This is a genomic window from Sphingomonas sp. 1F27F7B, from assembly GCF_005503355.1.
GTDB lineage: Bacteria > Pseudomonadota > Alphaproteobacteria > Sphingomonadales > Sphingomonadaceae > Sphingomonas.
In genome coordinates this window covers 46,853-70,568 of record NZ_SCMK01000015.1, presented here as the reverse complement: position 1 = coordinate 70,568, position 23,716 = coordinate 46,853, and the positions used below count along the sequence as shown (strand labels likewise).

General features: G+C 63.8%; 25 protein-coding genes and 1 tRNA gene. 9 read left to right on the top strand and 17 right to left on the bottom strand.

Annotation, left to right across the window (positions count from 1 at the left end; translation table 11 throughout):
• Positions 1 to 38: 38 nt before the first annotated feature.
• The 9 genes from FFS08_RS14885 to FFS08_RS14845 form a co-directional block, all read right to left on the bottom strand.
• Entirely contained in the window at positions 39 to 1,517 is a 1,479-nt protein-coding gene (locus tag FFS08_RS14885; RefSeq protein WP_249341329.1) for a glycosyl hydrolase family 28-related protein, read from the bottom strand.
• Positions 1,518 to 1,721: 204 nt separating this feature from the next.
• Positions 1,722 to 2,714 (bottom strand): glycosyltransferase, encoded by a 993-nt coding sequence (locus FFS08_RS14880; protein WP_137862402.1) that lies wholly within the window; start codon positions 2,712 to 2,714, stop codon positions 1,722 to 1,724.
• Positions 2,715 to 2,717: 3 nt separating this feature from the next.
• Entirely contained in the window at positions 2,718 to 3,659 is a 942-nt protein-coding gene (locus FFS08_RS14875; RefSeq protein WP_137862401.1) for a transketolase family protein, read from the bottom strand.
• Positions 3,656 to 4,465, bottom strand: coding sequence for a transketolase (locus tag FFS08_RS14870; RefSeq protein WP_137862400.1), 810 nt, complete (start codon positions 4,463 to 4,465; stop codon positions 3,656 to 3,658). The genes FFS08_RS14875 and FFS08_RS14870 overlap by 4 nt, the downstream gene beginning before the upstream one ends.
• A gap of 4 nt (positions 4,466 to 4,469) precedes the next feature.
• Positions 4,470 to 5,570, bottom strand: coding sequence for a methyltransferase domain-containing protein (locus FFS08_RS14865; RefSeq protein WP_249341056.1), 1,101 nt, complete (start codon positions 5,568 to 5,570; stop codon positions 4,470 to 4,472).
• 60 nt (positions 5,571 to 5,630) lie between these two features.
• Positions 5,631 to 6,557, bottom strand: a complete 927-nt coding sequence (locus tag FFS08_RS14860) for an NAD-dependent epimerase/dehydratase family protein (protein WP_137862398.1) — start codon at positions 6,555 to 6,557, stop codon at positions 5,631 to 5,633.
• Positions 6,554 to 7,630, bottom strand: coding sequence for a CDP-glucose 4,6-dehydratase (gene rfbG / locus FFS08_RS14855; RefSeq protein ID WP_171012622.1), 1,077 nt, complete (start codon positions 7,628 to 7,630; stop codon positions 6,554 to 6,556). Before rfbG ends, FFS08_RS14860 begins: the two co-directional genes overlap by 4 nt.
• Positions 7,627 to 8,397 carry a glucose-1-phosphate cytidylyltransferase gene (rfbF, locus tag FFS08_RS14850; RefSeq protein ID WP_137862397.1) on the bottom strand — a complete coding sequence of 257 codons (771 nt, stop codon included), beginning with the start codon at positions 8,395 to 8,397 and terminating at the stop codon, positions 7,627 to 7,629. The genes rfbG and rfbF overlap by 4 nt, the downstream gene beginning before the upstream one ends.
• Before the next feature lie 80 nt (positions 8,398 to 8,477).
• Positions 8,478 to 9,770, bottom strand: coding sequence for an alkaline phosphatase family protein (locus FFS08_RS14845; protein WP_171012621.1), 1,293 nt, complete (start codon positions 9,768 to 9,770; stop codon positions 8,478 to 8,480).
• Positions 9,771 to 9,984: 214 nt separating this feature from the next.
• Here FFS08_RS14845 and FFS08_RS14840 point away from each other — a divergent pair, with 214 nt between their 5' ends.
• On the top strand, positions 9,985 to 10,818 hold the full coding sequence (locus FFS08_RS14840) for a glycosyltransferase (RefSeq protein ID WP_137862395.1): 834 nt from the start codon (positions 9,985 to 9,987) through the stop codon (positions 10,816 to 10,818).
• A 166-nt stretch (positions 10,819 to 10,984) separates the two neighbouring features.
• On the opposite strand, the gene FFS08_RS14835 is transcribed toward FFS08_RS14840, so the two are convergent.
• Positions 10,985 to 11,060: transfer RNA gene (locus FFS08_RS14835), tRNA-Ala, on the bottom strand.
• A gap of 206 nt (positions 11,061 to 11,266) precedes the next feature.
• Here FFS08_RS14835 and FFS08_RS14830 point away from each other — a divergent pair.
• A complete protein-coding gene (locus tag FFS08_RS14830) occupies positions 11,267 to 12,124 on the top strand; it encodes a DUF2171 domain-containing protein (RefSeq protein WP_212742021.1) in 858 nt (285 codons plus the stop codon).
• 72 nt (positions 12,125 to 12,196) lie between these two features.
• On the opposite strand, the gene FFS08_RS14825 is transcribed toward FFS08_RS14830, so the two are convergent.
• The 4 genes from FFS08_RS14825 to FFS08_RS14810 all read right to left on the bottom strand — a co-directional run bounded on the left by FFS08_RS14825 (position 12,197) and on the right by FFS08_RS14810 (position 15,486).
• Positions 12,197 to 13,108, bottom strand: a complete 912-nt coding sequence (locus tag FFS08_RS14825) for an alpha/beta fold hydrolase (protein ID WP_249341055.1) — start codon at positions 13,106 to 13,108, stop codon at positions 12,197 to 12,199.
• Positions 13,109 to 13,113: 5 nt separating this feature from the next.
• Positions 13,114 to 13,317, bottom strand: coding sequence for a helix-turn-helix transcriptional regulator (locus FFS08_RS14820; protein ID WP_137862394.1), 204 nt, complete (start codon positions 13,315 to 13,317; stop codon positions 13,114 to 13,116).
• Entirely contained in the window at positions 13,314 to 13,724 is a 411-nt protein-coding gene (locus tag FFS08_RS14815; RefSeq protein ID WP_137862393.1) for a hypothetical protein, read from the bottom strand. Before FFS08_RS14815 ends, FFS08_RS14820 begins: the two co-directional genes overlap by 4 nt.
• Before the next feature lie 364 nt (positions 13,725 to 14,088).
• Complete coding sequence (locus FFS08_RS14810) at positions 14,089 to 15,486, bottom strand: glutamate ligase domain-containing protein (RefSeq protein WP_137862392.1); 1,398 nt, start codon at positions 15,484 to 15,486, stop codon at positions 14,089 to 14,091.
• A 40-nt stretch (positions 15,487 to 15,526) separates the two neighbouring features.
• Here FFS08_RS14810 and FFS08_RS14805 point away from each other — a divergent pair, with 40 nt between their 5' ends.
• The gene (locus FFS08_RS14805) at positions 15,527 to 16,360 is read left to right on the top strand and encodes an LD-carboxypeptidase (RefSeq protein WP_137862391.1); all 834 of its coding nucleotides are present in this window, start codon (positions 15,527 to 15,529) and stop codon (positions 16,358 to 16,360) included.
• Positions 16,361 to 16,552: 192 nt separating this feature from the next.
• Here the strand turns inward: FFS08_RS14805 and FFS08_RS14800 are convergent, their stop codons facing one another.
• Positions 16,553 to 17,947 carry a class I SAM-dependent methyltransferase gene (locus FFS08_RS14800; protein ID WP_137862390.1) on the bottom strand — a complete coding sequence of 465 codons (1,395 nt, stop codon included), beginning with the start codon at positions 17,945 to 17,947 and terminating at the stop codon, positions 16,553 to 16,555.
• The gene (locus tag FFS08_RS14795) at positions 17,937 to 18,290 is read right to left on the bottom strand and encodes a VOC family protein (RefSeq protein ID WP_137862389.1); all 354 of its coding nucleotides are present in this window, start codon (positions 18,288 to 18,290) and stop codon (positions 17,937 to 17,939) included. Before FFS08_RS14795 ends, FFS08_RS14800 begins: the two co-directional genes overlap by 11 nt.
• 279 nt (positions 18,291 to 18,569) lie before the next feature.
• On the opposite strand from FFS08_RS14795, the gene thrS reads away from it, so the two are divergent.
• The 6 genes from thrS to FFS08_RS14765 all read left to right on the top strand — a co-directional run bounded on the left by thrS (position 18,570) and on the right by FFS08_RS14765 (position 23,184).
• Positions 18,570 to 20,561, top strand: coding sequence for a threonine--tRNA ligase (gene thrS / locus FFS08_RS14790; protein ID WP_171012628.1), 1,992 nt, complete (start codon positions 18,570 to 18,572; stop codon positions 20,559 to 20,561).
• 32 nt (positions 20,562 to 20,593) lie between these two features.
• A complete protein-coding gene (locus tag FFS08_RS14785; RefSeq protein WP_137862387.1) occupies positions 20,594 to 20,878 on the top strand; it encodes a hypothetical protein in 285 nt (94 codons plus the stop codon).
• Positions 20,875 to 21,201, top strand: a complete 327-nt coding sequence (locus tag FFS08_RS14780; protein WP_137862386.1) for a YnfA family protein — start codon at positions 20,875 to 20,877, stop codon at positions 21,199 to 21,201. Before FFS08_RS14785 ends, FFS08_RS14780 begins: the two co-directional genes overlap by 4 nt.
• A complete protein-coding gene (locus tag FFS08_RS14775; protein WP_137862385.1) occupies positions 21,201 to 21,641 on the top strand; it encodes an acetyltransferase in 441 nt (146 codons plus the stop codon). Before FFS08_RS14780 ends, FFS08_RS14775 begins: the two co-directional genes overlap by 1 nt.
• Positions 21,642 to 21,790: 149 nt before the next feature.
• Positions 21,791 to 22,324, top strand: coding sequence for a translation initiation factor IF-3 (gene infC, locus FFS08_RS14770; RefSeq protein WP_137862384.1), 534 nt, complete (start codon positions 21,791 to 21,793; stop codon positions 22,322 to 22,324).
• Complete coding sequence (locus tag FFS08_RS14765) at positions 22,321 to 23,184, top strand: glycoside hydrolase family 16 protein (RefSeq protein ID WP_249341054.1); 864 nt, start codon at positions 22,321 to 22,323, stop codon at positions 23,182 to 23,184. Before infC ends, FFS08_RS14765 begins: the two co-directional genes overlap by 4 nt.
• A gap of 143 nt (positions 23,185 to 23,327) precedes the next feature.
• Here the strand turns inward: FFS08_RS14765 and FFS08_RS14760 are convergent, their stop codons facing one another.
• The gene (locus tag FFS08_RS14760; protein WP_137862383.1) at positions 23,328 to 23,711 is read right to left on the bottom strand and encodes a VOC family protein; all 384 of its coding nucleotides are present in this window, start codon (positions 23,709 to 23,711) and stop codon (positions 23,328 to 23,330) included.
• Positions 23,712 to 23,716 lie beyond the last annotated feature (5 nt).

The following is a 23,716-nucleotide window of genomic DNA, read 5'->3' as shown; positions in this document are numbered from 1 at the left end:
GCAGCGCCGACGCGCGAAAAACCGAGATGGATTGTCCACTACTTCATTTTTTCGATTGACATACGATTGGAAGCGGCCCGGCCTGAGGTCGCGCGGCCGCGCCCTTCGCCATCGGAATAGGTAAGCCTCAGCTGATATTTTCGCCGGAGCGACAACCTCTCGCGGAAGGAGAAGTCGATGCTCGGCGAGCCCGCCCCAAGACAGCGGTCAAGCCTGGCTACCGGCATGTTCGCCGTCGCATCATACAGGATGATCGCTGCATTCGAACCACCCGCTACGTCAAGGAGTTGGATGAACCCGCTCCAGCCATAATAGCCATCCTCTCTCGGAGTGAAGCTATCCCGCCCATTCCATTCGTCGCGCCTGTCCTCGATTTCGGCGGAGAAAGCCAGAATCGAAGTCGTGCCGTGTCGGATTTTCTGCGGTTCGCCCTGCGCCGCGAGGATTGGACCATCGCCACCTGCGCTGAAGCGCACGACGTTGCGCTGCGGGGCAGCGTTGGCAAAGGAGGCCCCGAACGGAATCGTCACTTCGCACGCTTCGGCAGTGGCGGCGATGTCGACATGCCGTTGCGTCGGCGCAATGCTGGCGAATCCATAGCCGGAGCAAATCAACCGTGACGTCTGGCCCCGCGCCCTTATGTAGGTCCCGGTGCCATCGGTACCCATCGCCCCGCCTCCGGGATGGCTCTTCGCATCCCCTTGCGTTGCATCGAAGAACCCGCCCTGGATCACGACCGTGTCGACGTCCTCCACCGTGATGCCGGCATAGTCGCTTGCAGAGGGCTGAATACCTTCGATGTACAGCCCCGAAATGAGCACGCCCCGACAAGCCTGCCCAATACGCAGCTGGTCGCGCTGATTGTATTCGAGCTTGCCGCCCAGGATAATCGGCCCGCTGCACCCGGTGATCGCAATGCCGGCACCAGCCTTCGCGACTTGAGAAGCCACCTGGAGCAACATCACATTGTGGCTCACGGCGTTGACTGAAATATTGTCGCCGGTCTCGGCAGCACGGACCTGGACATTCTCCATCAGGAGCGAATAGCAGCCGTCGAGAAAGAGGGGACTGTTCCCACCTTCGACGTACAGATCGCGCAGCGCAAAGGCCGTCGCCGCCTTGCGTCCCCAGAACAGATGCCCGCTACGGGGCTCGCCGATGATCGCAAATTTCTCGAGCGAGACCCGCTCGACATCGGAATCATCAAGGCCCGTGCCCGTGCCATAGACGAGGCAGTCCCCCTTCCCCACCTTCAACAATCTGGATGCGAGCGATCCTTGCCCGACAATCGAGACGCCAGGCTTGCCGCGCAAGCTTCCCTCGATCCGGAAGTTGCCGCGCGGCAACCAAACCACGCCGCCGCCGCGCGCATAGGCCCGATCAATCGACGCCTGGATACTGGCGGTGTCGTCAGCCACTCCGTCGCCGACTGCGCCATGGTCGACGACACTCTCCTGCGGGCCTGAAGCCGTCCGCTCGCTGGCGACGGCGGAGGTAGCAGTCAGCCCCGCCGCCACGCCCAACGCGCTGCGTCGGGTGATTCCGGAATGCCCGACATCCGCGGAAGCCCGGCCCCTCCTCATCGCTTTCGCCCCGTCGCTCGGCGCGACGATCGTCCAGGGGTAATCACCTCAAGCTTCCTTCCGGTGCAGGAATATTCGCGCATCCATAGTATCGTCGGGCCCCTCCGGAAGCCCGCTGCGAGATGAGGGAGGCGAGACTTACAGGCGATCGTGGCGGCTGGTGAAAACATGCTGATATGCCTGCCCCTTTGCGCGTACATATAGCACCTTGAAGCCACCCAAAAGGCGCGGCCCGGTAATGCGCCCAAGCAGCAACAGCAATCGAGCCACCCAGCGCTTAAAACCATGGCCGTGGACACGATGCACATTCATTGCCTTCTGCCGGATATAGGCAGCCTCGGCAGGCTGAGACGCATGCACCGACGCAATGTCCAGAAACTCCCGGAATATATTGTGCGCCGCATAGATCTTGGCGCGCAACAATCGCCGATGCTGCGGCGTCAGGGGCAGATCCGTCAGATGATAGAAGTTCAGTCGCACATCGGCCGGCGACCAGGCCGCTTCAGCTCGCCTTGCTCGCGTGATGAGCAGCGGCGAGAGAACGATCTGCTTGCCCTCCAGAGATGCCATGATCGCGATGGCCAGCTGCGTTGCCGCCGCGAGCGCCATCAGATAGCCGTAACGCAGATACGGGCGACATTCCCGAACGTTGTAGAGATAGGTCGACATAAAGAGCAGGTGATTGAAATCGCCACCCTTCTCCATCAGCTCGACGAAATTCCGCGCCACCGTTTCGGCTTCATACTGCCCATAGGGCGAGCTGAACTTGAATATTGCGCTTTCAGGATGACGCGCAACGCATTCGGCAATCGAATCCAGTTGCTCGGGGAGCAACGGATCGTCGTCGCCAAGCAGTAATAGCCATTCCGTCTCCACGAGCTCGAAGAGACGCAGGATGTTGGCAGGCGCCCCGACATTGGCCGGATTGCGATGGACCCGCATCCGGACGCCCTTCGCTTCGGCGGTCGCCCAGATCTCCGGGTCGAATTCGACCGCGGGCTCCGAAGCGTTGTCGCAGATCAGGATCTCGACCCAGGAAGGCAAACCGCCAATGATCGACGCAATATTTGCTTGGATCGTCTCCACCCGATTGAAGGTCGGTATGGCGATCGTGATCCTTGCCCGGTTCATGACTCAAGAGCGCTTAGCGGCGGTGCCAAGGTGCGAGCGGACCAGAGTGATCAAGCTCTCCCGGTCGAACCCGTGATGTTTGCGCATGGCGTTCTGATCAAGCGCCACCTTGGGCGGGGGATGCGCGATGCCGCGGCGCAGCACGGGCGGATGCGACGGCATGGATGCCGCGAATTCGGCGACAACGCCCCCGAGCCCGCCAGTCGCGAGATGCTCTTCGACGGTGACCATGAGCCGCGTTCCCGCGAGCAGGTTCGCCACGATATCCTCATCCAGCGCGGTTACGAAAGGCACGCTGACAACACCGACATCGAAGCCTTCCGCCCCGAGGCTTTCCGCCGCTGCCACCACCTCGGGGAGAATTGCACCGGTGGAAAGGAAACGAACATCGGCACCACCAAGGTTGATCGCCAACGCACCCGCCAGAGTCGCTTCGGCAATCGGGCCTTGATGAACCAGCGGCTCCCCGCCACGCCCGAGGCGAAGCGCCCCCGGCCGCCGCCGTTCGACGAGATGCCGCAGCGCCCAGCGCACTTCATGCGCATCCCCGGGAGAGGCAACCTCGATATTCGGCAGCATTTTGAGGAAACCGAGATCTTCAATCCCGTGATGCGTGTATCCCTGAGAGCCATAGGCGGCTCCGGTACCTACCGAGACGCAGATAACGCTGCGATCATGATAGCAAACATCGTTGCGCAGTTGCTCCAGCGATCGAACCGTGCCGAAATTCGCGATCGAGTAGGTGATAACAGTCCATCCCGTCATCGCCAGCCCTGCGGCAAGACCAAGCATGTTCTGCTCGGCAATACCGACATTGTAATATCGATCAGGGAAGCGTTCACTGAAGCGCTCAAGCACGGAGAAACCAAGATCTCCACACAGAAGCACAATGCTCTCGTCCTCTTCGGCGAGCAGGCAAAGTTCATCGATAAATGCGTTTCTCACTGCACAGACCCAATTTCTGCAATTGCTTGCGCAAGCTGTTCGTCATTCGGCGATTTATAGTGCCATTCCAGGCGATCTTCCATGAAGCTGACCCCCCTTCCCTTCACGGTGTGACAGAGGAGCAGGTTCGGCTTGTCGCCCCCCTTGTCGGCCAGCGCCTCGGCAAGAGCGGTATGATCATGGCCATCGACTTCCGTTACCTGCCAGCCGAAGCTGGTCCACTTGTCGGCGAACGGCTCGAGCCGAAGCACTTCGTCGACCCGGCCGAAGCTCTGGATCTTGTTGTAGTCGACCAGCGCAACGAGGTTGGTCAGCTGATGATGACCCGCGAACATCGCGGCCTCCCAGATGGATCCTTCGTCGCATTCTCCGTCGCTCAGAATAACGAACGACCGCCATGCCGCGCCCTGAAGTCGAGCGCCGAGAGCAAGGCCCGCCCCCACGGAAAGACCATGGCCGAGCGAACCCGTGGACAATTCCACTCCCGGCACCGCGTGCGACACATGCCCCGTCAGCAGCGATCCATTGACCGAATACTCGTCAAGCCATTCGCGCGGGAAAAAGCCGCGATTCGCTAGCACTGCGTAGACAGCGGCGGCGGCATGCCCCTTGCTGACGATCAGCCGATCGCGATCCGGCCGATCCGCATGGACCGGATCGACGCTCATGACATGGCCATAGAGTACCGCCAGCATGTCCGCGATGGAGAAACAGCTGCCGACATGCGAAGCCTTGGCGCGATGCACCATCTTCAGCACCTCCCGCCGAGTATCAGCGGCGAGTTCCCGCACAGCCTCGAGATCCATTCGATCACCCATTGTGCGCATCGCTCTTTCTAACAATCTCCAGTCGCTCCGCCAGCACTGCCAGTTCTCCCCGGAAGCCATAGTCCTCCAGCAGCGTCCGTTCGATTTCCTGGCGATACGCCATTGCTGTGATCAACACCGCCGCATCGGGGTAAGCACGCAGTTCGTCCGGGGCGCTTACCTTCAGATGCGAGACCGGAGTGATCATCCCCCTCTTGTGCGGATCACCGTCCACCAGAATGTCAGCGTCCGTCACACCGGCCGCAGCAAGCACGCTGAGCCCCTTGCCCCCGGCACCCCAGATCGCCACCCGCCTACCGGCAGCGCGATTCCGGGCGACGAAATCGCGAATGTCAGATGAAAGGTTTTCAACGCATTGCTGGACCGGCGCAAAGTCGTCTTCCTCGCGGTTGACAACCAATGCGATATTATACTCGCCGTGCATTCCGAAGAATGTGTCGATAACGTCAAACCCATTGAGCTTGCACGCCAGGGCGAGCGTTTCGAGCGAGAAATAGTTCAGGTGATCGGGGAAGAAATCATAGAATCGCCGATCCTCCAACGCCTTTTCCAGGCTGGGAACCTCAATCAGGCCATAAGCCCCAGGCTTGAGATTGCGGCGAATCCCGATGAGAAAATCATTGATGTCGGGAACGTGCTCGAGCACCTGGCGCGTTACGAAGCCGTCAAATGGGCCGTCGGCGAGGCGACGGTCAGCCGTCACATAGCCAGCCTCGACCGCATAGCCCTTCTCCACAGCCAATGCTCGGAAGCGTTTTGACGGCTCGATGCCGGAAACTACCGCACCGGCCTCTCGCAGATGGTCCAGGTAATTCCCATCGCCACAGCCCATTTCGCGAACATGCTTACCCTTCAAGTCGAAGCGTATGACAAAATCCTGGGCTTGGTCACGCTGATAGCTCTGCATCTGATTCGAATGCGACGTCGTCATCAGATAATCATCATAGTAATCATCGTCGAGGGTATCGCTTAGCTGCACGAACCTGCAAGACATGCAGCGATAGATACTGAGCGAAATCACTCTGTCTTCATGCAGCGTTTCTTCGGTGAAGAGTCGCTGAATATTTCGCGGAAGACGCGCCATCGAGAGAACCAGAGCCAGGTCAGCTCGGCCACAAAGCCTACAATTCGACATTCTTCAGCCCTATACAGTACGAAGCCAAGAGATTGTCTTGGCCAATCCTTCTTCAATGGGAACCCTCGGCTCCCAGCCCGTCGCCGCCTTCAGTGCGTCGATATTCGCTTCAAGGTGCATGACCTGGTCGGGCCGATAGGGAACTTCGCCGAAGCCCAGCGCCAGGTTGGGATCAATTTGATCTCTCACCTTTTCAATGATCGATCGAAGCGGTCGCCCTTCGCCCGATCCGAGGTTGAAGCACCCGGTCGCGGCACTGTCGAGAGCCGCGGCGACCGCTGCAGCGGCATCCTCGACATAGATATAGTCCCAAATCTGCTCGCCCGGCGTTAGCGCCGGCCGCTCGCCTGCCAGCAGACGCCGCGCCATGTAAGGGATCAGCCAGCTCAAATCGTCCTTGGGTCCGTACGAGGAGAAAAGGCGGAGCCACGCGAACGACAAACCGTCCGCTTCCGCCAGACGCTCCAGCATGAGTGCCGTGGAGAGTTTCGCCGCACCATAGACCGTTGTCGGCCGGGTCGGCACCGTCTCGTCCAGCCGTGCCGATACCGGGCCGTATTCCGCCTGCGAGCCCATGCCGACGAACCGCTCGCAACCACTCGCGCGCGCACTGGAATAGAGTGCGATACTCTCCGCGACGTTCAAGGTCTGGCTAACGTCGTTGCGGAACTGGTTGGTCACACCGCGCCATGCCAGATGGGCCACGGCATCCGGTCGGAAATCTGCAAGCCTGGGGGCAAAGCCCGCCACGTCCTCCATCGTGCCATCAATGACATGAACACGGTCGATAACGTCCGCGATCCGCCAGCTGTCGCTGGTCGGCCGCAGCAGGATAGCCACATCGCGCCCCGCCTCGACCAACTGTCGTGTCAAGAAGGAACCGACAAAGCCTGTGGCACCCGTGACGAATACCCGCTGGCGCGAGGTCGCGCTCATGCCCTGCTCTCCTGAAACGCCGCGATCTGCCCCAACGTCACGGCGCGCATATCGGCACCGGCCAGATATTGGCGATGCCATTCAACGATACGGTCCAGCGCGACGTCCAGCGACCAGCTCGGCCGCCAACCCAGTTCAATCCGGGCCTTGGAAATGTCGAGCCGCAGAAGATGCGCCTCATGCGGGTTGGCACCAGGATCCTGCTCCCAGCCCGCACCATTGCCCCAACGGCGCGCCATTTCATCAACGATCCAGGAGACTGGACGGATATCCTGATCCTCCGGACCAAAGTTCCAGCCCGAGGCATAGGCAGGCCCTTCCGCGAGAAGCCGCTCCACCAACAGCAGATAGCCCCCGATAGACTCGAGCACATGCTGCCACGGCCGCACTGCAAGAGGATTGCGGATGATCACCTTGCGGTCCTGCGCAAAAGCCTCGAGAATGTCCGGTACAAGCCTGTCGGCTGCCCAGTCTCCACCCCCGATCACATTTCCCGCACGCGCAGTCGCCATCGCCACGCCATGATCGGCGTGCCGGGCGGGGCTGAAATAGGAAGAGCGGAAGGCCGACGAAACGAGTTCAGCGCAGCCCTTGCTGCTGCTGTACGGATCATATCCTCCCATCGGGTCGTTTTCGCGATAGCCATAGACCCATTCCCGGTTCTCATAGCATTTGTCACTCGTGACCGAGAGGATCGCGCGCAGCCCGGGCGCCTCACGCGCGACATCGAGGACCGTCGCCGTCCCAACCACATTGACCGAATAGGTCTCGATCGGATCGCGGAACGACTCCCGCACCAGCGGCTGGGCAGCGAGATGCAGCAACACCTCCGGTCGCGCCTCGCGAACGACTTGCGCCAGGCGCTCCCGATCGCGGATGTCCCCAATCTCCGATCGCATTCCCTGCTCGATCCGAGCGATGCGGAACAGACTTGGCTCAGTCGGAACCTCCAGCGCATAGCCAGTGACTTCCGCGCCCATGGCCTGCAGCCACAGGCTCAACCAGCTGCCCTTGAAACCGGTGTGACCGGTGACGAGTACACGCCGCCCTCGCCAAAAGTCGGATCGACTCACCAGTTCCTCCACGGCGGCGTACCCGATTGCCACAGTTCCTCGAGCAGGATCTTGTCCCGCAGCGTATCCATTGGCTGCCAGAAGCCCGTGTGCGGAAAGGCAGCCAGCGAACCTTCCTGCGCAAGCCGTTCAAGCGGCCCGGCCTCCCAGACGCTATGGTCGCCCTCGATATAATCGAGCACCTCCGGAGACAGCACGAAGAAGCCTCCGTTGATCATGTTCCCGTCGCCGCGCGGCTTTTCCTTGAAGGTCCGCACCTTGCCTTCATGCAAATCCAGGCCGCCAAACCGCCCCGGCGGATAGACCGCCGTAAGCGTGGCCTTAGTCCCGGCAGCGCGATGGAAAGCGATCGAAGCCGTGACATCGATATCGGCCACGCCGTCACCATAGGTCAGGCAGAACAGCTCCTCTCCGGCAAGGTGCTGCGCGACGCGCTTCAGCCTGCCGCCGGTCATCGTATTCTCGCCAGTGTCGACCAGCGTTACACGCCAAGGTTCGGCATAGCTCTGATGAAATTCGATATGATTATTCCTGATGTCTACTGTCACATCAGATGAATGCACCATGTAGTTGGCAAAATATTCCTTGATCAGCCAACCCTTGTATCCGCAGCAGACTATGAAGTCATTTATGCCATGGCTGGCATAGATCTTCATGATATGCCAGATGATCGGACGGCCGCCGACTTCCACCATGGGCTTGGGACGAACCGAGGTTTCTTCGGCCAAGCGCGTCCCCAGGCCCCCAGCCAGTATCACCGCTTTCATGGAATCCCCTAGTCTCAAAGTACCAACAGGTTTGATCATATCTGCGAGGACAGGCCCGAAGGCCCGCATCGCAAACTGCGTCAGAGCACAACGGCCCTTATCTTCTCAGGCAATTCCTTCAAGGGGAAGGATACGTCCGGAGAAGGGCGCTCACCGCCGGTATCGAGGAAGTAACCGATCCCATCGTGATGCCCATTCTTTATCGCGACAAAGGCTACAGCGTCACCAATTCCGGTGCGCTCCTCGTTGCCGACCAGATAGCGCATGTCCTTCTTGATCTCGTGCCGGTAGGACAAGGTGACAAACAGGCTGGAACCGCGGTTGTCGACCTCGAACATCGACTGCCTGTCCAGATCGCATACCATGCCCAGGCGCTGAGCCGCCGACAAAGCCTGCTCCGCGTCGCGACATTCGACCAGGAAATCGCGCGACATGCGCGGCTCGATGCTGGTGAAGGGCACGCCGACTTCCCGGAGGAACGCCTCATGGTCCTTGAGGCGCCAATAGAAGCTGGTCTCGGGATAGGGCACTTGGTGCAAGCCGGTCGCTATCATAATGCGATACCCGGGGAATTCGCGACATATCGAGGCCAGTATGTGATCATACAGTTCATAAACGTCGTAAACGGGATCCTCCCCAGGCCGGACATACCAGTCGGGGTTCCTGAGATTCCCCTGATATGCGGACGACGAGAACATGTAGTGATGCTGGATATGCGCCGCACTGTTGAGGAACAGCGATGCGAAGTCGGGACGCCGCCGCTTGACAAGCTTGACGAACAAATCGGCAAGTACGAGGTCAAGGACCAGCGCACGGTTCCACGTCTTCGCCCGCGATCCGGCGGCATATTTCAAATATCGCCCATAGTTCTGCAGCCGCGCGCAATAGGCGAGACCCAACCCCAAATCACCCAGCGACTTGCCGACACCACCCCCCTCGGCGTTCTGGTTCACCATCCGCGCCGCCACCCGATAGAAGCGCTGAACGATCCCCGGCGCCACCATGGGCGCCTTGGTCCAAGGATCCGGGAGGAAAAAAGCGGGCGCGCGCATCCGTTGCCGGGCGTTCATGGGACTGATCGCGCCCACGTTCAGCCCTTTCTGCTCGAGATCGTCCCAGATCTGAGGCAAATCATGCTCGACGATGTCGCCGAGCCGGAAGATGCCGTGTTCGCCATAATCTAATCCGGTGTGCGCCGTGACCCACTGGATCCACGGTTCAAGATTATCATAATCCTGCTCAGACGTGGTCCGCTGAAATCCATGCTCACCCAAGAGCCGTTCAAAAGTCGGCAGGCGCCCCTGCGCTATATATTTTTCAATATACTCGAAATTCAGCTCATTTAATTCCAGAAGAAGGAGCTTTGACTTCATTTCACAATCCGCCACCTGGAATGTCATCAAAATCACACATTTCATGCGTGATTGCGCCCCACCCCCCCTAGACGGGTTGATCTGGTCAGGCAAGGATGCTGGCCGCAAAGTGCGGTGGCACTGCGTGGCCGGCACTGCTACACGCCGCCGCCGGGAAGAGTGGCACCTGGTCGCGATTCCTCATGTCGGATGCGCCTAGAATCGAGATAGATCCATGTCTGCAGTGGCAGTGCTCATGTCCCTATATGAACGCGACGATCCCCACCTGCTCGATACCGCCTTGCGCTCCATTTTTGATCAGGAACTTCCCGAAGAGACGGAGGTTCGCCTGTACCTGGGAATTGACGGCCCGGTCGGCCCTGCCTTGCTGGAAGTAGTGGAACGACATCGCGAGCGGATCCATTTTCTACATCACAAGAAGGAGAATGCCGGCCTCGCTCCGATGTTGAATGACCTGATCGGTCTCACCGCGGACGAGGAATATCTGTTTCGCATGGATGCGGACGATCGCTCGCTTCCGCAACGGTTCATCCGCCAGATCGAGCATCTCGACTTGAACCCGGACATAGGGATCCTCGGGACCGCCATCATTGAGCATGATCTGGCCGCGGGCAGCAAACGCGTCATACGGTTCGCCCAGAACCCTGCCTCAGCCAGGCGCGACGTGGCAAGGCGATCGCCCCTGGCACATCCCACCGCTTGCTTCCGACGCAGCGTGTTTGAAACCGTCGGCCGCTATCCGGTGGTGCCGTTCAGCGAGGACATCGCGCTTTGGTTCAAATGCCTGGAAGCAGGCGTCAAATTCGATAACCTGCCGGAGCCGCTGTACGAATTCACCATCAACGCGAATTTCTGGAAGCGGCGCGGCTTCAAGAAGGCCTGGAACGAGTATCTCACTTGGAGCCGAGGCGTACACCGCCTCGAAGGCCCTACTTGGCGACAAATCTATCCTCTTGCCCGGCTGCTAATGCGCATCGGCCCCAATAGGATACAGAAGGTGCTCTACGGGAACGTCCTCCGCCGGCAAGCGGAGTTCAGCGCCCCATAGGGGTCACACGCCCGCCCTCGCCGGGAGTATCTGCGCGAATTCACAGCCTCCCGGGTCGCGGTCGGGGGAACATACCGATGCCCATTTGCGATACCGGACTAGTGGGGTTTGCGGCCGCCCGGGTCCGCCGATGATATTGAAATCGCAGAATTCTGCGGCTTGGCGGTGGTGGAGCTGAGGGGAATCGAACCCCTGACCTCTGCAGTGCGATTGCAGCGCTCTCCCATCTGAGCTACAGCCCCGCCGCCTGTCCCCGGCAGCCCCGGGGAGGCGCTCCATTAGCGGCGCTTCTTCCCCAATGCAACCGGCTTGAAACAAGCGCGGCAAGACGCTTCGCCCGTGCGGCGAACGGCACTGAAAAACCGGGCTTTTTCCGGAACCATTGCCCGCGCTCGTCCGCTGAATCCGCACCAGCCCAGCCCCCAAAATCGGCAGTGGAGAGGATTCCATGAACGACCGTTACAACGATCCCCGCTACTTCGGCCCGGAAGACCAGTATCAGGTGAGCGGCGCCCGCCGCGCCGGCGGAGAACATTATTCGAGCGCCCGCGAATATGCGGCCGCCGGCGAGCTGGGCGGAGGGCGCGGCTATCGCGGCAGCTACGGTTATGGCGGCCAGGGCGGCGATTGGGATCGCGGCAGCCGCGACCATCGCGCCGATCGCGGCACCTGGGAAAGCCCGCGCCCGGCAAATCGCGGCTATCGCGGCGGCCATGACGCGGACCGCGGCTTCCTCGATCGCGCCGGCGACGAGGTCCGCTCCTGGTTCGGCGATCCGGAAGCGGAGCGCCGCCGCGAGGCAGATCTGCGCTACGACACCCGGCAGGCACGCGACGAACGCTGGCCGCATGGCCCCGACGACCACTATACCGGCTGGCGCCGTCAGCGCATCGCCGAACTCGACAACGACTATGACGAGTATCGCCGCGAGAACGCCCAGCGCTTCGAGAGCGAGTTCAACAACTGGCGGACCGATCGCCAGGGCCAGCGCGACGGCCTGCGCCGCGTGGCCGAGCATATGGAAGTGGTCGGCACGGACGGCAGCCATGTCGGCACGGTCGACAAGGTGCGCGGCGATCGCATCCTCCTCACCAGGAGCGACAGCGATGCGGGCGGCCACCATCATTCGATCCCGTCGCGCTGGATCCAGTCGGTCGACGACAAGGTGACGCTGCGCAAGACCGCGGACGAGGCGCACGCGGCATGGAGGGACGAGGAGCGCTCGGGGGCGCTGTTCGGCGGCCGCGACGACCAGGGCTGGAATCGCGACCGGAATCTCAACCGGAGCTTTTCCGGGACCTATTGATCCCCGGATAACAGATGTGAGCAGAACTGGGCCCGGGAACCCGTCCCGGGCCCTTCCTTGTGAGCCGCCGGCTCAGCCTGCCAGGAACGCGGCCAGCGCCGCGCCGAACGCCGCCGGCTGATCAAGCATGATGAAATGCCCGCTATCGGCGACGCCCTTCAGGCTCAGCTTGGCGGCGCCGGCATATTCGCGCCTGTAGAGATCGAGCATCGGCGCCTCGCCGCCTCGCGCCGCCAGCCAGGGCACCAGCACCGTGATCGGCGTGGCGATGCCCTTCATGTCCGGGCGGAGATCGGTCTGGAGATCCTCGAACATGGTCTGGGCGGAAACGCGCATGTCGGCCTTGGCCACCCAGGCCGCGACCTGCGCCTGCGATTCGGGCCTGGCCGCATTCTGCCGCGCGATCGCCTGGCCCACCGCCTCGGGGAGCGGCTTGCCGTAGAGGCCGGCCATCTGCGCGCGCATCGCCTCGGCCTGGGGCTTGACCGAATCGACCGTCGATCCCGGGAAGAAGGCCGAGCCGACGAACGGCATCGCGTCGACGATCAGCGCCTTGCCGACGTCGCCGGGATGCGCCTTGGCCAGCATCAGCGTCAGCAGCCCGCCCATGGAATGGCCGACCACCGCCGCGCCCGCGATCTTGCGCTCGGCGATCAGCTTGTGCAGCTCGGCGACCATGGCAGGCAGCAGCCCCTCGCCCAGATTGGCGCCCGGCGCGTCCCCGCCAAAGCCGTTGACCTGGACGAGGTACACGGTGTGCGTCCTCGCCAGTTCGGGCGCCACGCCGTCCCACACCGCGCGCGGGCTGGAAAGGCCGGGGATCAGGATCACCGGGCTGCCCTTGCCGATCACCTGCACCGAAAGATGGTCCATCTGGATCAGCTCGGCGGGCGCCGGCGCGGTCGCGGCATGCGCCGCAGGGATATGAAGGATGGCCGGAATGCTGGCGGTGGCGAACAGGGCGAAGGCGATGCGCTTGATCATGACGGTCAGTCCTTGCGATTGGGGTTGGTGAAGATTTCTTCGATGGTCAGGCCGAACAGGTCGGCGATCTTGAAGGCGAGCGGGAGCGAGGGATCGTAGCGGCCGGTCTCGATCGCATTCACGCTCTGGCGCGAAACATCGAGCCGCTCGGCCAGGTCCTGCTGGCTCCAGGCACGCTCGGCGCGCAGCACGCGAAGACGATTGATCATTCGCCACCTCCGCGCATCGCCGCGAGCTTGTTGAAGCAACGGCCCACGCCCAGCCCGGCGAACCAGAGGATCGCGGCGTAATAGGCGTAGACGTGCGGCACGAGGCCGAAATTCTCGAGGAAGCCCCATGCCGTTGCGATGCTCAACGCGAAGCCGGTGGCGACCAGTGCCTGGCGCGTGACCTGGACGCGCAGATACTCGTCCTGCTCCTCCACGAGATAGCGGCCCAGGACGAAGAACACGCCGATCACCGGCAATGCCGGCAGCACGCCCGCGATATAGCCCAGCGGCCCATGCAGCGGGCTGTGCCGCGCATATGCAACCACCCCGATCAGGATCAGCACATAGCCCGCCATCAGCAGGATCACCGATTTCGTATAGCGTTTCTGCGCCCGATTGCCGGCCATGAGTAGCTTCCTTTGCAGTTTGTAAAGTGAGCTTTACTGCACCAGGCGCAATATGTCAACTTCGCTTTCCATATCGGAAAGCTAGCCAGACTAGATGCTAATGCCGCTTTCCAAGCGAAGCCTCGGTATCGAGGCGCCAGCCCTGAAAGGTGCGGATCATGGGCTTGCCACAGCCCTCGCACCATGATCGGAAATATGTTCCATCATCCCAAGCGCGCCCATGGCTGCGATGGTGTTTGCCGAATAGGCAATAGACTGGCTGCAGCAAGCGCATGCGCCACCTCCCGGAATCTCCCCGGAATGGTGGCATTTCCGCCTGGAAAGTCCATGTTTTTTGCGCGGAAATGCCGAATATTACCCGCTTTTAATCTTCGAGCCGCGCCAGCATCTCCGCGGCGAGCTGACTGAGCGTGTCGTCGCGCGCGCCCATCACTGCGATGCGGTCGCCCGCGCGCGCCGTCGCGACGAGATGCGCCGCGGCCGCCGCGCGATCGGGAATGTAGACCGCGTTGCGTCCTGTCGCCGCGATGTCGGCGACGATGTCGGCGCTGGTCACTTCGCGGCTCGTCGTACCCCCCTGGTAGACCGGATCGGACAGCACCAGCACGTCCCCGGCGCCCAGCTTCTCGGCGAACATCGCGACGAGCTCGGCGCGCATCACCTTGAGCGGACCATAGCCGTGCGGCTGGAACAGCAGCAGCAGCCTGCCGTCAAAGGCGTGCAGCGTGTCCAGCGTCGCTGCGATCTTGTCCGGATTGTGCCCGAAATCGTCGATCACGGCGATCCCGCCCGCCTCGCCGGCCAGCTCGAAGCGACGCTTGAGGCCCTGGAACCCCTGGATCGCCTGGGCGGCCTCCTCCACTGCGAGCCCCGCCGCCGCCGCCGCGCCGATCGCCGCCAGCGCGTTGGAGACATTGTGCCGGCCCGGTACCTGCAACGTCACCGGGATCGACGCCGCGCCCTCGCGCGCCAGCTCGAAGGCGATGCCATAGCGCTGCTCGCGCAGGTTGATCGCGGTCAGGTCGGCCGTCGCGCCGATCGCAAAGGTGAGCAGCCGCTCGCGCGGCATCGTCGCCGCGAGCAGCGCGCCCTCGCCATTGTCGAGGTTGATCACCGCCTTGCCCGCCCGCGCGATGAAAGCACCGAACAGCGCGATCAGCGTCTCCATCGGCAGGTGATCGAGGCTGACATTGTTGAGCACCGCCACGTGCGGGCGATAGAGCGCGATCGAGCCGTCACTTTCGTCGACTTCGCTCACATACGCCCCGCCTCCGCCGACGAGCGCGCTGGCGAAGGGTGCGTCGGAGGTGACGAAGTTCTTCATCACCGCGCCGTTCATCACGGTCGGGTCGCGACCCAGCGCGTGCAGGATCCAGCCGATCATGCCGGTGACGGTGGACTTGCCGCTGGTTCCCGCCACGCCGATCGAGAGCGGCGCGGCGTTGAACAGCCGGGCGTTGAGCTCCGCCCGCGTCATCCGCGCATTGCCCAGTTCGGCGGCGCGGCGCGCATCGGGCACGGTTTCCTCGATCGCGGCCGAAGCGACGACGATCTGCTCGGCCGAAATGATCCCGCTGCCGTCCTGCGGGAACAGCGCGATGCCGCTGCGCGCCAGGAAATCGAATTTCGCGGGAAGCCGCGCCTGGTCGAGGCTGCGGTCCGATCCCGCCACCTGGGCGCCCTGCCCGGCCAGGATCATCGCCAGGGGCATCATGCCCGACCCGCCGATGCCCACGAAGAAGTAAGGTTTGCGATGCTCCATGGCCTCGCGCTATCGGCAATTCGAAGCGAAGGGGCAAGGCATGCGCATCGGAGTCGTCGCACCAGCAAGACCGGTCAGCCGCGAAGGATCGCTGCGCATGGCCGCCTTCATGGCGCTGACCTATCCCCAACACGAGATCGTCTTCCATCCGCAATGCTATCTGGAGGCCGGCCACTTCGCCGGTACCGACGAACAGCGCGCCGCCGCATTCCTCGAATTCGCCAATGATCCGGCGTTCGACGCAATCTGGTTCGCCCGCGGCGGCTATGGCTCGAACCGTATCCTGGAAGCCGTGATGCCCAGGCTCGGGCCGGCGGCGAACCACAAGACCTATATCGGCTTCTCCGACATGGGCTTCCTGCTCGGCGCACTCTATGCCCGGCGGATCGGCCGGGTGGCGCACGGCGCGATGGCGTCGAGCATCGGCAAGAACGACGACGGCACCGCCGCCGGCTGGGTGCTGGGCTGGCTGATCGACGGCGACAAGCGCGGGCTGGAGCCGGGCCTGGCCGACGGGCGCCCCGCCGCGGCGTTCAACCTTGCGATCCTGGCAGCGCTGATCGGCACCAAATATCTGCCGGACCTGACCGACCATGTGCTCTACATCGAGGAAGTGGACGAGCCGCTCTACCGGATCGACCGGATGCTGTTCCAGATGGCCCATGCGACGCAACTGAAGGGCATCGCTGGCGTGCGGCTGGGCGCGGTCACCGCGGTCAAGGACAATGGCGAGGCGGAAGGCAATTACAGCTTCGGCGAGACCATCGACCAGATGATCGTGCGCTGGTGCGGAGAGATGGGTGCCCCCTATCTCGGCCGCGCCGAGATCGGCCATGTCGAGTTGAACCGCGTGGTGCCGTTCGGGCTGGTATAGGGTTAAACCTCGATCAAGACCTTGATTTCTTTCGTCATCCCCGCGCAGGCGGGGATCCAGGGCCAAGCGCGGAGCCCGTGTGGCGGGCCCCGTCCTCTCCGGACGGCGTTCGCGCGGTGGCGCCGATATCCCGTGCTACGCTGGATCCCCGCCTGCGCGGGGATGACGGGGTTCGCTGAATGCGGCTTGAGCCTAGCCCCGCTTGCGGCACCAGAGGTGGAACATGCCCGCGAACAGCTGCGGATGCTCGGCCTCGACCCGGTCCCATGGCGCAAGGTCGCGCCGGCCGGCCGCGGCGCCGTAGATCTGCGCGAAGCGGGCCTGCGCCTCGGGCGGCGCGTCGAGCATCAGCAGTTCGAGCCCGGCCGTCGCCAGCATCTCGCCGATCGCGGGCAGGCGGTACCAATGCTCGCGGGCGTGGAAGCACAAGTCGCGACAGCCGCTCAGCGTGTAGAAATCGTCGCTTTCCCGGAGCCGTGCGAGCGGCTGGCTCGCCGGCAGCGCGAGGATATGGGTACGGAATGCGCGGATGCCCGCCGGGCTCGCGTCCCAGCCATGTTCGGCGATCACGCGGTGCGCCTCGGCGACCCAGGCCCGGGCCCGCTCGCTGTAGAGCGCGATGCGCAGCACACCGCCAGGCGCAAGCACGCCGGCCAGCGCCGCGAGCCCGTCCGCGGGCCGCTCCATATGGTGGAGCACCCCGGTGCTGCTCACCAGCCCGAAGCGCCGGCCGAGCTTCGCGACGTCGAGGATGTCGCCCTGGACGAAGCGGACGCCCCCTATGCCAAGCGCGCCGGCCATGCGCGCGCCATAGGCCAGGCTGGCGGCGCTGAGATCGAGCGCGGTTATGGCCAGCGACGAGTCCATCCGCGCCAGGTCGATCGGTTCGAACCCGGTGCCGCATCCGGCAACCAGCACTTCCAGCGGCCCGGCCTGCGGCGTGCCCAGCGCGGCGAGATGCCCCGCAACCGAGACATGCGGGCGGGCCGCCGACGCGCACCAGCGGGGATAGGGATTCGCTTCATATTGGGCGCGCACCGCCCGGGAAGTGTGGTCGGAGGAATCGCCGAGCGAAGGCATTGCCGCTGCCAGCCGCCGTTCTTCCGCGATCTCGGCAGCGGCGACCGGCGGAACCCCCAGCCCTTCCCCGCCCCAGACATATTCGCTCGCGAACGCCTGCGTCGCCAGCGCCTCGCGCAGGCCGGCCGGCAGCGCCTGCCCGGCCAGCCATGCCAGCCGCGCCTCCATCGCCGGATCGACATTGATGCAGCGCGTGAGGAACGCCGTCCACAACGGATCCTCCACCACCACCGGCTCGGGATATTTCGCCAGCAGCATGCGTGCCGCCGCCCGCGCCAGCGATTGGGGATCGACCGATCCGGCGTACAGGCAGGTGGCCAGATCCGCTTCGAGCTGCTGCGGCCAGCCGGTGAGCCGCGGCCCCGCCAGCAGCTGGGCATAGGCGGGCGCCGTCCCTTCGAGGTCGAGCGCCAGCGCGTGGCTCAGCATCGGCAGCGCCTGGCCGAACCGGCCCTGGCGCGCCGCCTCGCCCGCCTGGCCCAGCAGTTGCGCGGCTTCAGGATGCAACGCGGCCGATCCGCACCAGCGTCCCGTCCGGATCGCTCACCGCGAATTCGTAGCAGCCCCAGGGCTTCAGGCTGGGCCCTTCCTTCTCGAGGATCAGCTCCCGCACCCGATCCGCCACGCCATCGACATCGTCGGTGTAGAGATAGATGCCGAACGGATTGTGCCCCGGCACCAGCCAGCCGAGCACTGCCTTGTTGAGGTGGAGATGCCAGCCCTTGCCGTCGTCCAGGATCTTGTAGTCACCATAGTCGCTGACCAGCCGGAAGCCCAGCCGCGCATAGAATGCGAGGCTGGCGGCCAGGTCGTTGCAGGGCAGGATTGTCGTCGCGCGATGCTCTTCCATCTGGGCCTCTCCGTCTGTCCGTCCGCTCTATGTCATCTCGAAACGGGCTTCCAATGCAGGATTTTGCCCGTCACCACGGCCCCATGCGCAACCGGGCTGCAGGATCGATCGCCAGAAGCGCGATCGGGCGGCGGGCCAAAGTGAAATAACAGGACGCAACTCCCTTCATTTTGCCGGCCTTCCGGCGCGCAATTTCACCAGCGCTTGCTTATATCGCACCCGCGAAGGCATAAGCCGCGCTCCGATCAACCCTTCACGAAAGTCATCCCCGTGTCCGAGATGTTCCGCATAACGCTGCCCGACGGTTCCGTCCGCGAGGTAGCCCCGGGGACTACCCCGGCGGACATCGCCGCCGCGATCGGTCCGGGCCTGGCCAAGGCGGCGCTCGCCGCGCGCGTCGATGGCGAGCTGCGCGATATCGGCCGCCCGTTCGAAGGCGACGCCGATCTCGCGCTCGTCACGGCGAAGGACGAGAAGGACGCGCTAGAGCTCGCCCGCCACGATTATGCGCACATCCTGGCGGAAGCGGTGCAGAACCTCTTCCCCGGCACGCAGATCACGTTCGGTCCGGCGACCGACGACGGCTTCTATTACGACTTCGCACCGAAGGACCGCCCCTTCACCGAGGAGGATCTGCCGGCGATCGAGGCCGAGATGCGCAAGATCATCGCCGCCGACGCGCCGCTGATCCGCGAAGTCTGGTCGCGCGCCGACCTGATCGAGCGCTGGACCCGGCAGGGCGAGAGCTTCAAGGCCGAATGGGCGCAGGAGCTGCCCGAGGGCGAGGAACTGACGGTGTACCGCGCCGGCAAGGGCGAGGACGCCTGGCTCGACATGTGCCGCGGCCCGCACCTCGCCTCCACCGGCAAGGTCGATCCCAATGCCTTCAAGCTGACTCGCGTCTCGGGCGCCTATTGGCGCGGCGACCAGAAGAACGCGATGCTGTCACGCATCTACGGCACGGGCTGGCTCAACAGGAAGCAGCTCGACGAGCATCTGATGCGCCTCGAGGAAGCCGCCAAGCGCGACCACCGCAAGCTCGGCCAGGAGATGGACCTGTTCCACCTCCAGCAGGAAGCGCATGGCAGCGTGTTCTGGCACCCGCACGGCTTCACGATCTGGCGCCAGCTCGAAGCCTATATGCGCCGGGCGATCGACGCCGCCGGCTACAACGAAGTGAAGACGCCGCAGGTGATGGACGCCCGCCAATGGGAGCAGTCCGGCCATTGGGGCAAATATCGCGAGAACATGTTCGTCATCCCCGACGAGGTGCCGAACGTCGACGACGAGGGCCCGATCGTTTCGGACGCCGCCGACTGGATGGCGCTCAAGCCGATGAACTGCCCGGCGCACGTGCTGATCTTCCGCCAGGGGATCAAATCGTACCGCGAGCTGCCGATCCGGCTCTACGAGAATGGCTGCTGCCACCGCAACGAGCCGCATGGCGCGCTGCATGGGCTGATGCGCGTCCGCCAGTTCACCCAGGACGATGCGCACATCTTTTGCCGCGAGGACCAGATCGTCGAGGAAGTGCAGGCCTTTTGCCGCCTGGCCGACCGCATCTATCGCGACTTCGGGTTCAAATATTCGATCAAGCTGGCGCTGCGCCCCGACAAGCGCTTCGGCACCGAGGAGATGTGGGACAAGGCCGAAGCGGAGCTGCGCGACGCCGTGGTCCGCGCCGGCCTGGCGACCGAGGAATATGGCTGGGAAGAGCTGCCCGGCGAAGGCGCCTTCTATGCGCCCAAGCTCGAATGGCACCTGACCGATGCGATCGGCCGCACCTGGCAGGTGGGCACGATCCAGTCGGACCGCGTGCTGCCCGAGCGCCTCGATGCCAGCTATGTCGGCGAGGATGGCGAACGCCACCGCCCGGTGATGCTCCACCGCGCGATCTTCGGCTCGTACGAACGCTTCATCGGCATCCTGATCGAGCATTTCGCCGGCAAGCTGCCGGTATGGCTGGCGCCCACCCAGGCAGTGGTCGCGACGATTGTCTCGGACGCCGACGACTATGCGAAGGAAGTCGCGAAGCGGCTTCAGGCCGCCGGCATCCGCGTCGACACCGATCTTCGCAACGAGAAGATCAACTACAAGGTGCGCGAGCATTCGGTGGCCAAGGTCCCCAACCTGCTGGTGGTCGGCAAGCGCGAAGCCGAGGAAGGCACCGTGGCGCTGCGCGTGCTCGGCGATCAGGGCCAGAAGATGCTGACCCTTGACGAAGTCGTCGCGCGGCTGGTGGCCGAGGCGACTCCGCCCGACCTGAAGTGAAACCGGCCGGCACCCGGCGGGCCAGTTGGGGCATGTTCGCGACGGCAGTCCTGGGCGCCCTGGGTGCCGGTTTCGTGTTGTTCGGCTTGCTGGCGCTCGGCGAATGCCTGCCGCGCGACGGCAGTGCCGCGATGCAGGCGTGCGACGCGGAGAAGCAGCGAGAGTTCTGGCTCTATCCCGCGCTCATGATCCTGTCGCTCGGCGCCGGGGCGAGGCTTCATGCCGCCCGGCCCATCCAGGGTTTGGCGCTGGCCGTCGCCAGTCCGCTCCTGAGCCTGGTCCTGCTTTTGACGATAGAGAGGCTCGTCGGCCGATGAACCCCGCCACGCTCACGATCTACGCGGCCGCCGCGCTGGCGGAGATCGCGGGCTGCTTCGCCTTCTGGGGCGTGTTGCGGCTGGGCAAGCCGGCCTGGTGGCTGCTGCCCGGCGGGGCCTCGCTCGCCCTGTTCGCCTGGCTGCTCACGCTCAGCAGCGCCGATGCCGCCGGGCGCGCCTATGCCGCCTATGGCGGGATCTACATCCTCGCCTCGCTCGGCTGGCTGGTGCTGGTCGAGCGCGTGCCTGCCACACGCTGGGACCTGGCCGGTGCGGCACTGGCAGTGCTCGGCTGCATCGTCATTCTCTGGGGGCGTCGCTGATGGCACATATCCGCCCGGCCACCGAAGCGGACGTGCCGCGCGCGCTGGCGATCTGGCGCGCCGCGGTCGATGCGACGCACGGCTTCCTCTCGCCCGAGCATCGCGCCGAGATCGACGCGATCGTCGCCGAACAGTTCCTGCCCCAGGCACCGCTCTGGCTGGTCGAGGACGATGCCGGCCTGGTGCAGGGCTTCCTCGCCATGGACGGCGCGATGATCGACGCGCTGTTCGTCGATCCCGCCGCCCATGGCCGCGGCTTCGGCACCGCGCTGATCGATCACGCGCTGGCGCTGTCGCCGGACGCGCTGGTCGATGCGAACGAGCAGGCGGACAACGCCCTGCCCTTCTATCTCGCCCGCGGCTTCGAGATCATCGGCCGTTCCGAAAGCGATCCGCACGGCCGGCCTTATCCGATCATCCACTTGCGCTATGCGGGCTGAAATCCGATATCCGCGTTACGTCCGTGCCACAGTGCGCGGAATTTCGGCGGAAATGCAGGCATCGGACTACCGAAGTCCCGCATCCTGCGTTATTGAGCCGCCCAAACCCTGAGTCTGCAACAACAGGAGCAAGTCGTATACGTCCGCCCATGAATCGCCGCTCGATGGTGGCGCCGCCGATGAACGGTCCGCGGTTTAACGAATTTATTCAGTCCCCCAAGGTCCGCGTGATCGACCATGAGGGTGAAAATCTCGGCGTGATGTACACGCGCGAGGCGATGGAACAGGCGCAGGAGCTCGGGCTCGACCTGGTCGAGGTGTCCCCCAATGCGGATCCGCCCGTCGCCAAGTTCCTCGATGTCGGCAAGTTCAAGTACGAGGCGCAGAAAAAGGCGAACCTCGCCCGAAAGAGCCAGAAGACGCAGGAGATCAAGGAGATCAAGATGCGTCCGAACATCGACGATCATGACTATGATACGAAGATGAAGGCCGTTCACAAGTTTATCGGCGAGGGCGACAAGGTGAAAATCACCCTGCGCTTTCGTGGCCGCGAGCTTTCGCATGGCCAGTTGGGCATGATTCTTCTCAAGCGCGTGCAGGACGACACCGCGGAAATCGCTAAAGTCGAATCCTATCCGCGCATGGAAGGTCGCCAGATGCTGATGGTGCTGTCGCCCAAGTGACGCGATACGGCGCTCTGGCGGCGGCACTCCTGCTGCCGGGCGCCGCTTCCGCCCAGACGATCCAGGCCCCGCTCTCCACTGCCCATGCCGACGAGCCGATGGCGGTGCCGGCGGGCTATGCGCTGGCCTGGTCCGACGAGTTCGACGGCAAGCGCCTCGACACCCGCAAATGGGCCTATGACACCAGCCGCAACAAGGAAGGCTGGTGGAACAACGAGCTGCAATATTATGCGCCCACGCGCCGCGAGAATGTCCGCGTCGAGCGCGGCAAGCTCGTCATCGAGGCGCGCAGGGAGCGGCTGAGCGGCCGCGCCGATTATGGCGGCCAGGACTACAGCTCGGGCAAGATCCAGACCCGCGGCCTCGCCGACTGGACCTATGGCTTCATCGAGGTCCGGGCGAAGCTCGCCTGCGGCAAGGGGCTGTGGCCGGCGATCTGGATGCTCGGCAGCGACGAGCGCGCCGGCTGGCCGGGCCTGGGCGAGATCGACATCATGGAGCATGTCGGCTGGGATCCCGGCCGGGTCCATGGCTCGATACACACCAAGGCATATAACCACGTCGCAAAGACGCAGAAGACTGCCCAGGCAATGGTGCCCGACGCCTGCACCGCCTTTCACGACTATCAGCTCGACTGGAACCAGGACCGCATGCTGATCGGCGTGGACGGCCGCGCCTTTCTGCGCTTCGACAACGACCACAAGCGAAATCCCGACACTTGGCCCTTTGCCGGTCCGCAATATCTGATCCTCAACGTCGCGGTCGGCGGCTGGGGCGGCGACAAGGGTATCGACGCCGGCGCGTTCCCCTCGCGGATGGAAGTCGAGCATGTGCGGGTGTGGCAGAAGAAGCCGGGCTAGCCGGCGGCCCCTTTGCGGTGGCGCCCTGCCCTTCTCCGCCTCTCCGCGAAGCCAGGATCGCAGGCGAAGGCGCATACCTCGCCACCGTCATGCTGAACTTGCTTGGCGATTATCCCCTTGAGACAAGGATCGTCCAATAACCGTCAGGCCGCCGGCGGTTCCCACAGCTCGATCGGATTGCCTTCCGGATCGTGGATACGGGCGAAACGGCCGGTCTCCGGCGTATCCCACTCGTCCTTGGTGATGATCTCGATCCCGCGCGCGTTGAGCTGTTCGAGCAGGCTGTCGAGATCGCGCACGCGGAAATTCAGCATGCAGCTCTTGTCCGTCGCGAAATAGTCGGTCGTCGCCTTGAATGGCTCGAACACCACCGGGCCGGGCTCGGGGTGCCAGAACCACGGGCTGGTCTGGCCGCTTTCGTCGGTGCCGAAGCCGCCGCCCACACCGAGTATCTCGCCATACCAGCTCTTGAGCGCCTCGGGGTCCTGCGCGCGGAAGAAGAAGCCACCCAGTCCGATCACCGGCATTCTCG

What these genes read in the sequence shown, in the direction of transcription:
- infC (WP_137862384.1), top strand. Translation starts at nt 21,791, where the DNA reads ATGAATCGCCGCTCGATGGTGGCGCCGCCGATGAACGGTCCGCGGTTT.
- FFS08_RS14840 (WP_137862395.1), top strand. Translation starts at nt 9,985, where the DNA reads ATGTCTGCAGTGGCAGTGCTCATGTCCCTATATGAACGCGACGATCCC.
- FFS08_RS14810 (WP_137862392.1), bottom strand. Translation starts at nt 15,486, where the DNA reads ATGGAGCATCGCAAACCTTACTTCTTCGTGGGCATCGGCGGGTCGGGC.
- FFS08_RS14780 (WP_137862386.1), top strand. Translation starts at nt 20,875, where the DNA reads ATGAACCCCGCCACGCTCACGATCTACGCGGCCGCCGCGCTGGCGGAG.
- FFS08_RS14860 (WP_137862398.1), bottom strand. Translation starts at nt 6,557, where the DNA reads ATGAGCGCGACCTCGCGCCAGCGGGTATTCGTCACGGGTGCCACAGGC.
- FFS08_RS14785 (WP_137862387.1), top strand. Translation starts at nt 20,594, where the DNA reads ATGTTCGCGACGGCAGTCCTGGGCGCCCTGGGTGCCGGTTTCGTGTTG.
- FFS08_RS14795 (WP_137862389.1), bottom strand. Translation starts at nt 18,290, where the DNA reads ATGGAAGAGCATCGCGCGACGACAATCCTGCCCTGCAACGACCTGGCC.
- rfbF (WP_137862397.1), bottom strand. Translation starts at nt 8,397, where the DNA reads ATGAAAGCGGTGATACTGGCTGGGGGCCTGGGGACGCGCTTGGCCGAA.
- FFS08_RS14775 (WP_137862385.1), top strand. Translation starts at nt 21,201, where the DNA reads ATGGCACATATCCGCCCGGCCACCGAAGCGGACGTGCCGCGCGCGCTG.
- FFS08_RS14805 (WP_137862391.1), top strand. Translation starts at nt 15,527, where the DNA reads ATGCGCATCGGAGTCGTCGCACCAGCAAGACCGGTCAGCCGCGAAGGA.
- FFS08_RS14830 (WP_212742021.1), top strand. Translation starts at nt 11,267, where the DNA reads ATGAACGACCGTTACAACGATCCCCGCTACTTCGGCCCGGAAGACCAG.
- FFS08_RS14760 (WP_137862383.1), bottom strand. Translation starts at nt 23,711, where the DNA reads ATGCCGGTGATCGGACTGGGTGGCTTCTTCTTCCGCGCGCAGGACCCC.
- FFS08_RS14825 (WP_249341055.1), bottom strand. Translation starts at nt 13,108, where the DNA reads ATGATCAAGCGCATCGCCTTCGCCCTGTTCGCCACCGCCAGCATTCCG.
- FFS08_RS14815 (WP_137862393.1), bottom strand. Translation starts at nt 13,724, where the DNA reads ATGGCCGGCAATCGGGCGCAGAAACGCTATACGAAATCGGTGATCCTG.
- FFS08_RS14820 (WP_137862394.1), bottom strand. Translation starts at nt 13,317, where the DNA reads ATGATCAATCGTCTTCGCGTGCTGCGCGCCGAGCGTGCCTGGAGCCAG.
- FFS08_RS14865 (WP_249341056.1), bottom strand. Translation starts at nt 5,570, where the DNA reads ATGGCGCGTCTTCCGCGAAATATTCAGCGACTCTTCACCGAAGAAACG.
- FFS08_RS14880 (WP_137862402.1), bottom strand. Translation starts at nt 2,714, where the DNA reads ATGAACCGGGCAAGGATCACGATCGCCATACCGACCTTCAATCGGGTG.
- thrS (WP_171012628.1), top strand. Translation starts at nt 18,570, where the DNA reads ATGTTCCGCATAACGCTGCCCGACGGTTCCGTCCGCGAGGTAGCCCCG.
- FFS08_RS14845 (WP_171012621.1), bottom strand. Translation starts at nt 9,770, where the DNA reads ATGAAGTCAAAGCTCCTTCTTCTGGAATTAAATGAGCTGAATTTCGAG.
- FFS08_RS14870 (WP_137862400.1), bottom strand. Translation starts at nt 4,465, where the DNA reads ATGGATCTCGAGGCTGTGCGGGAACTCGCCGCTGATACTCGGCGGGAG.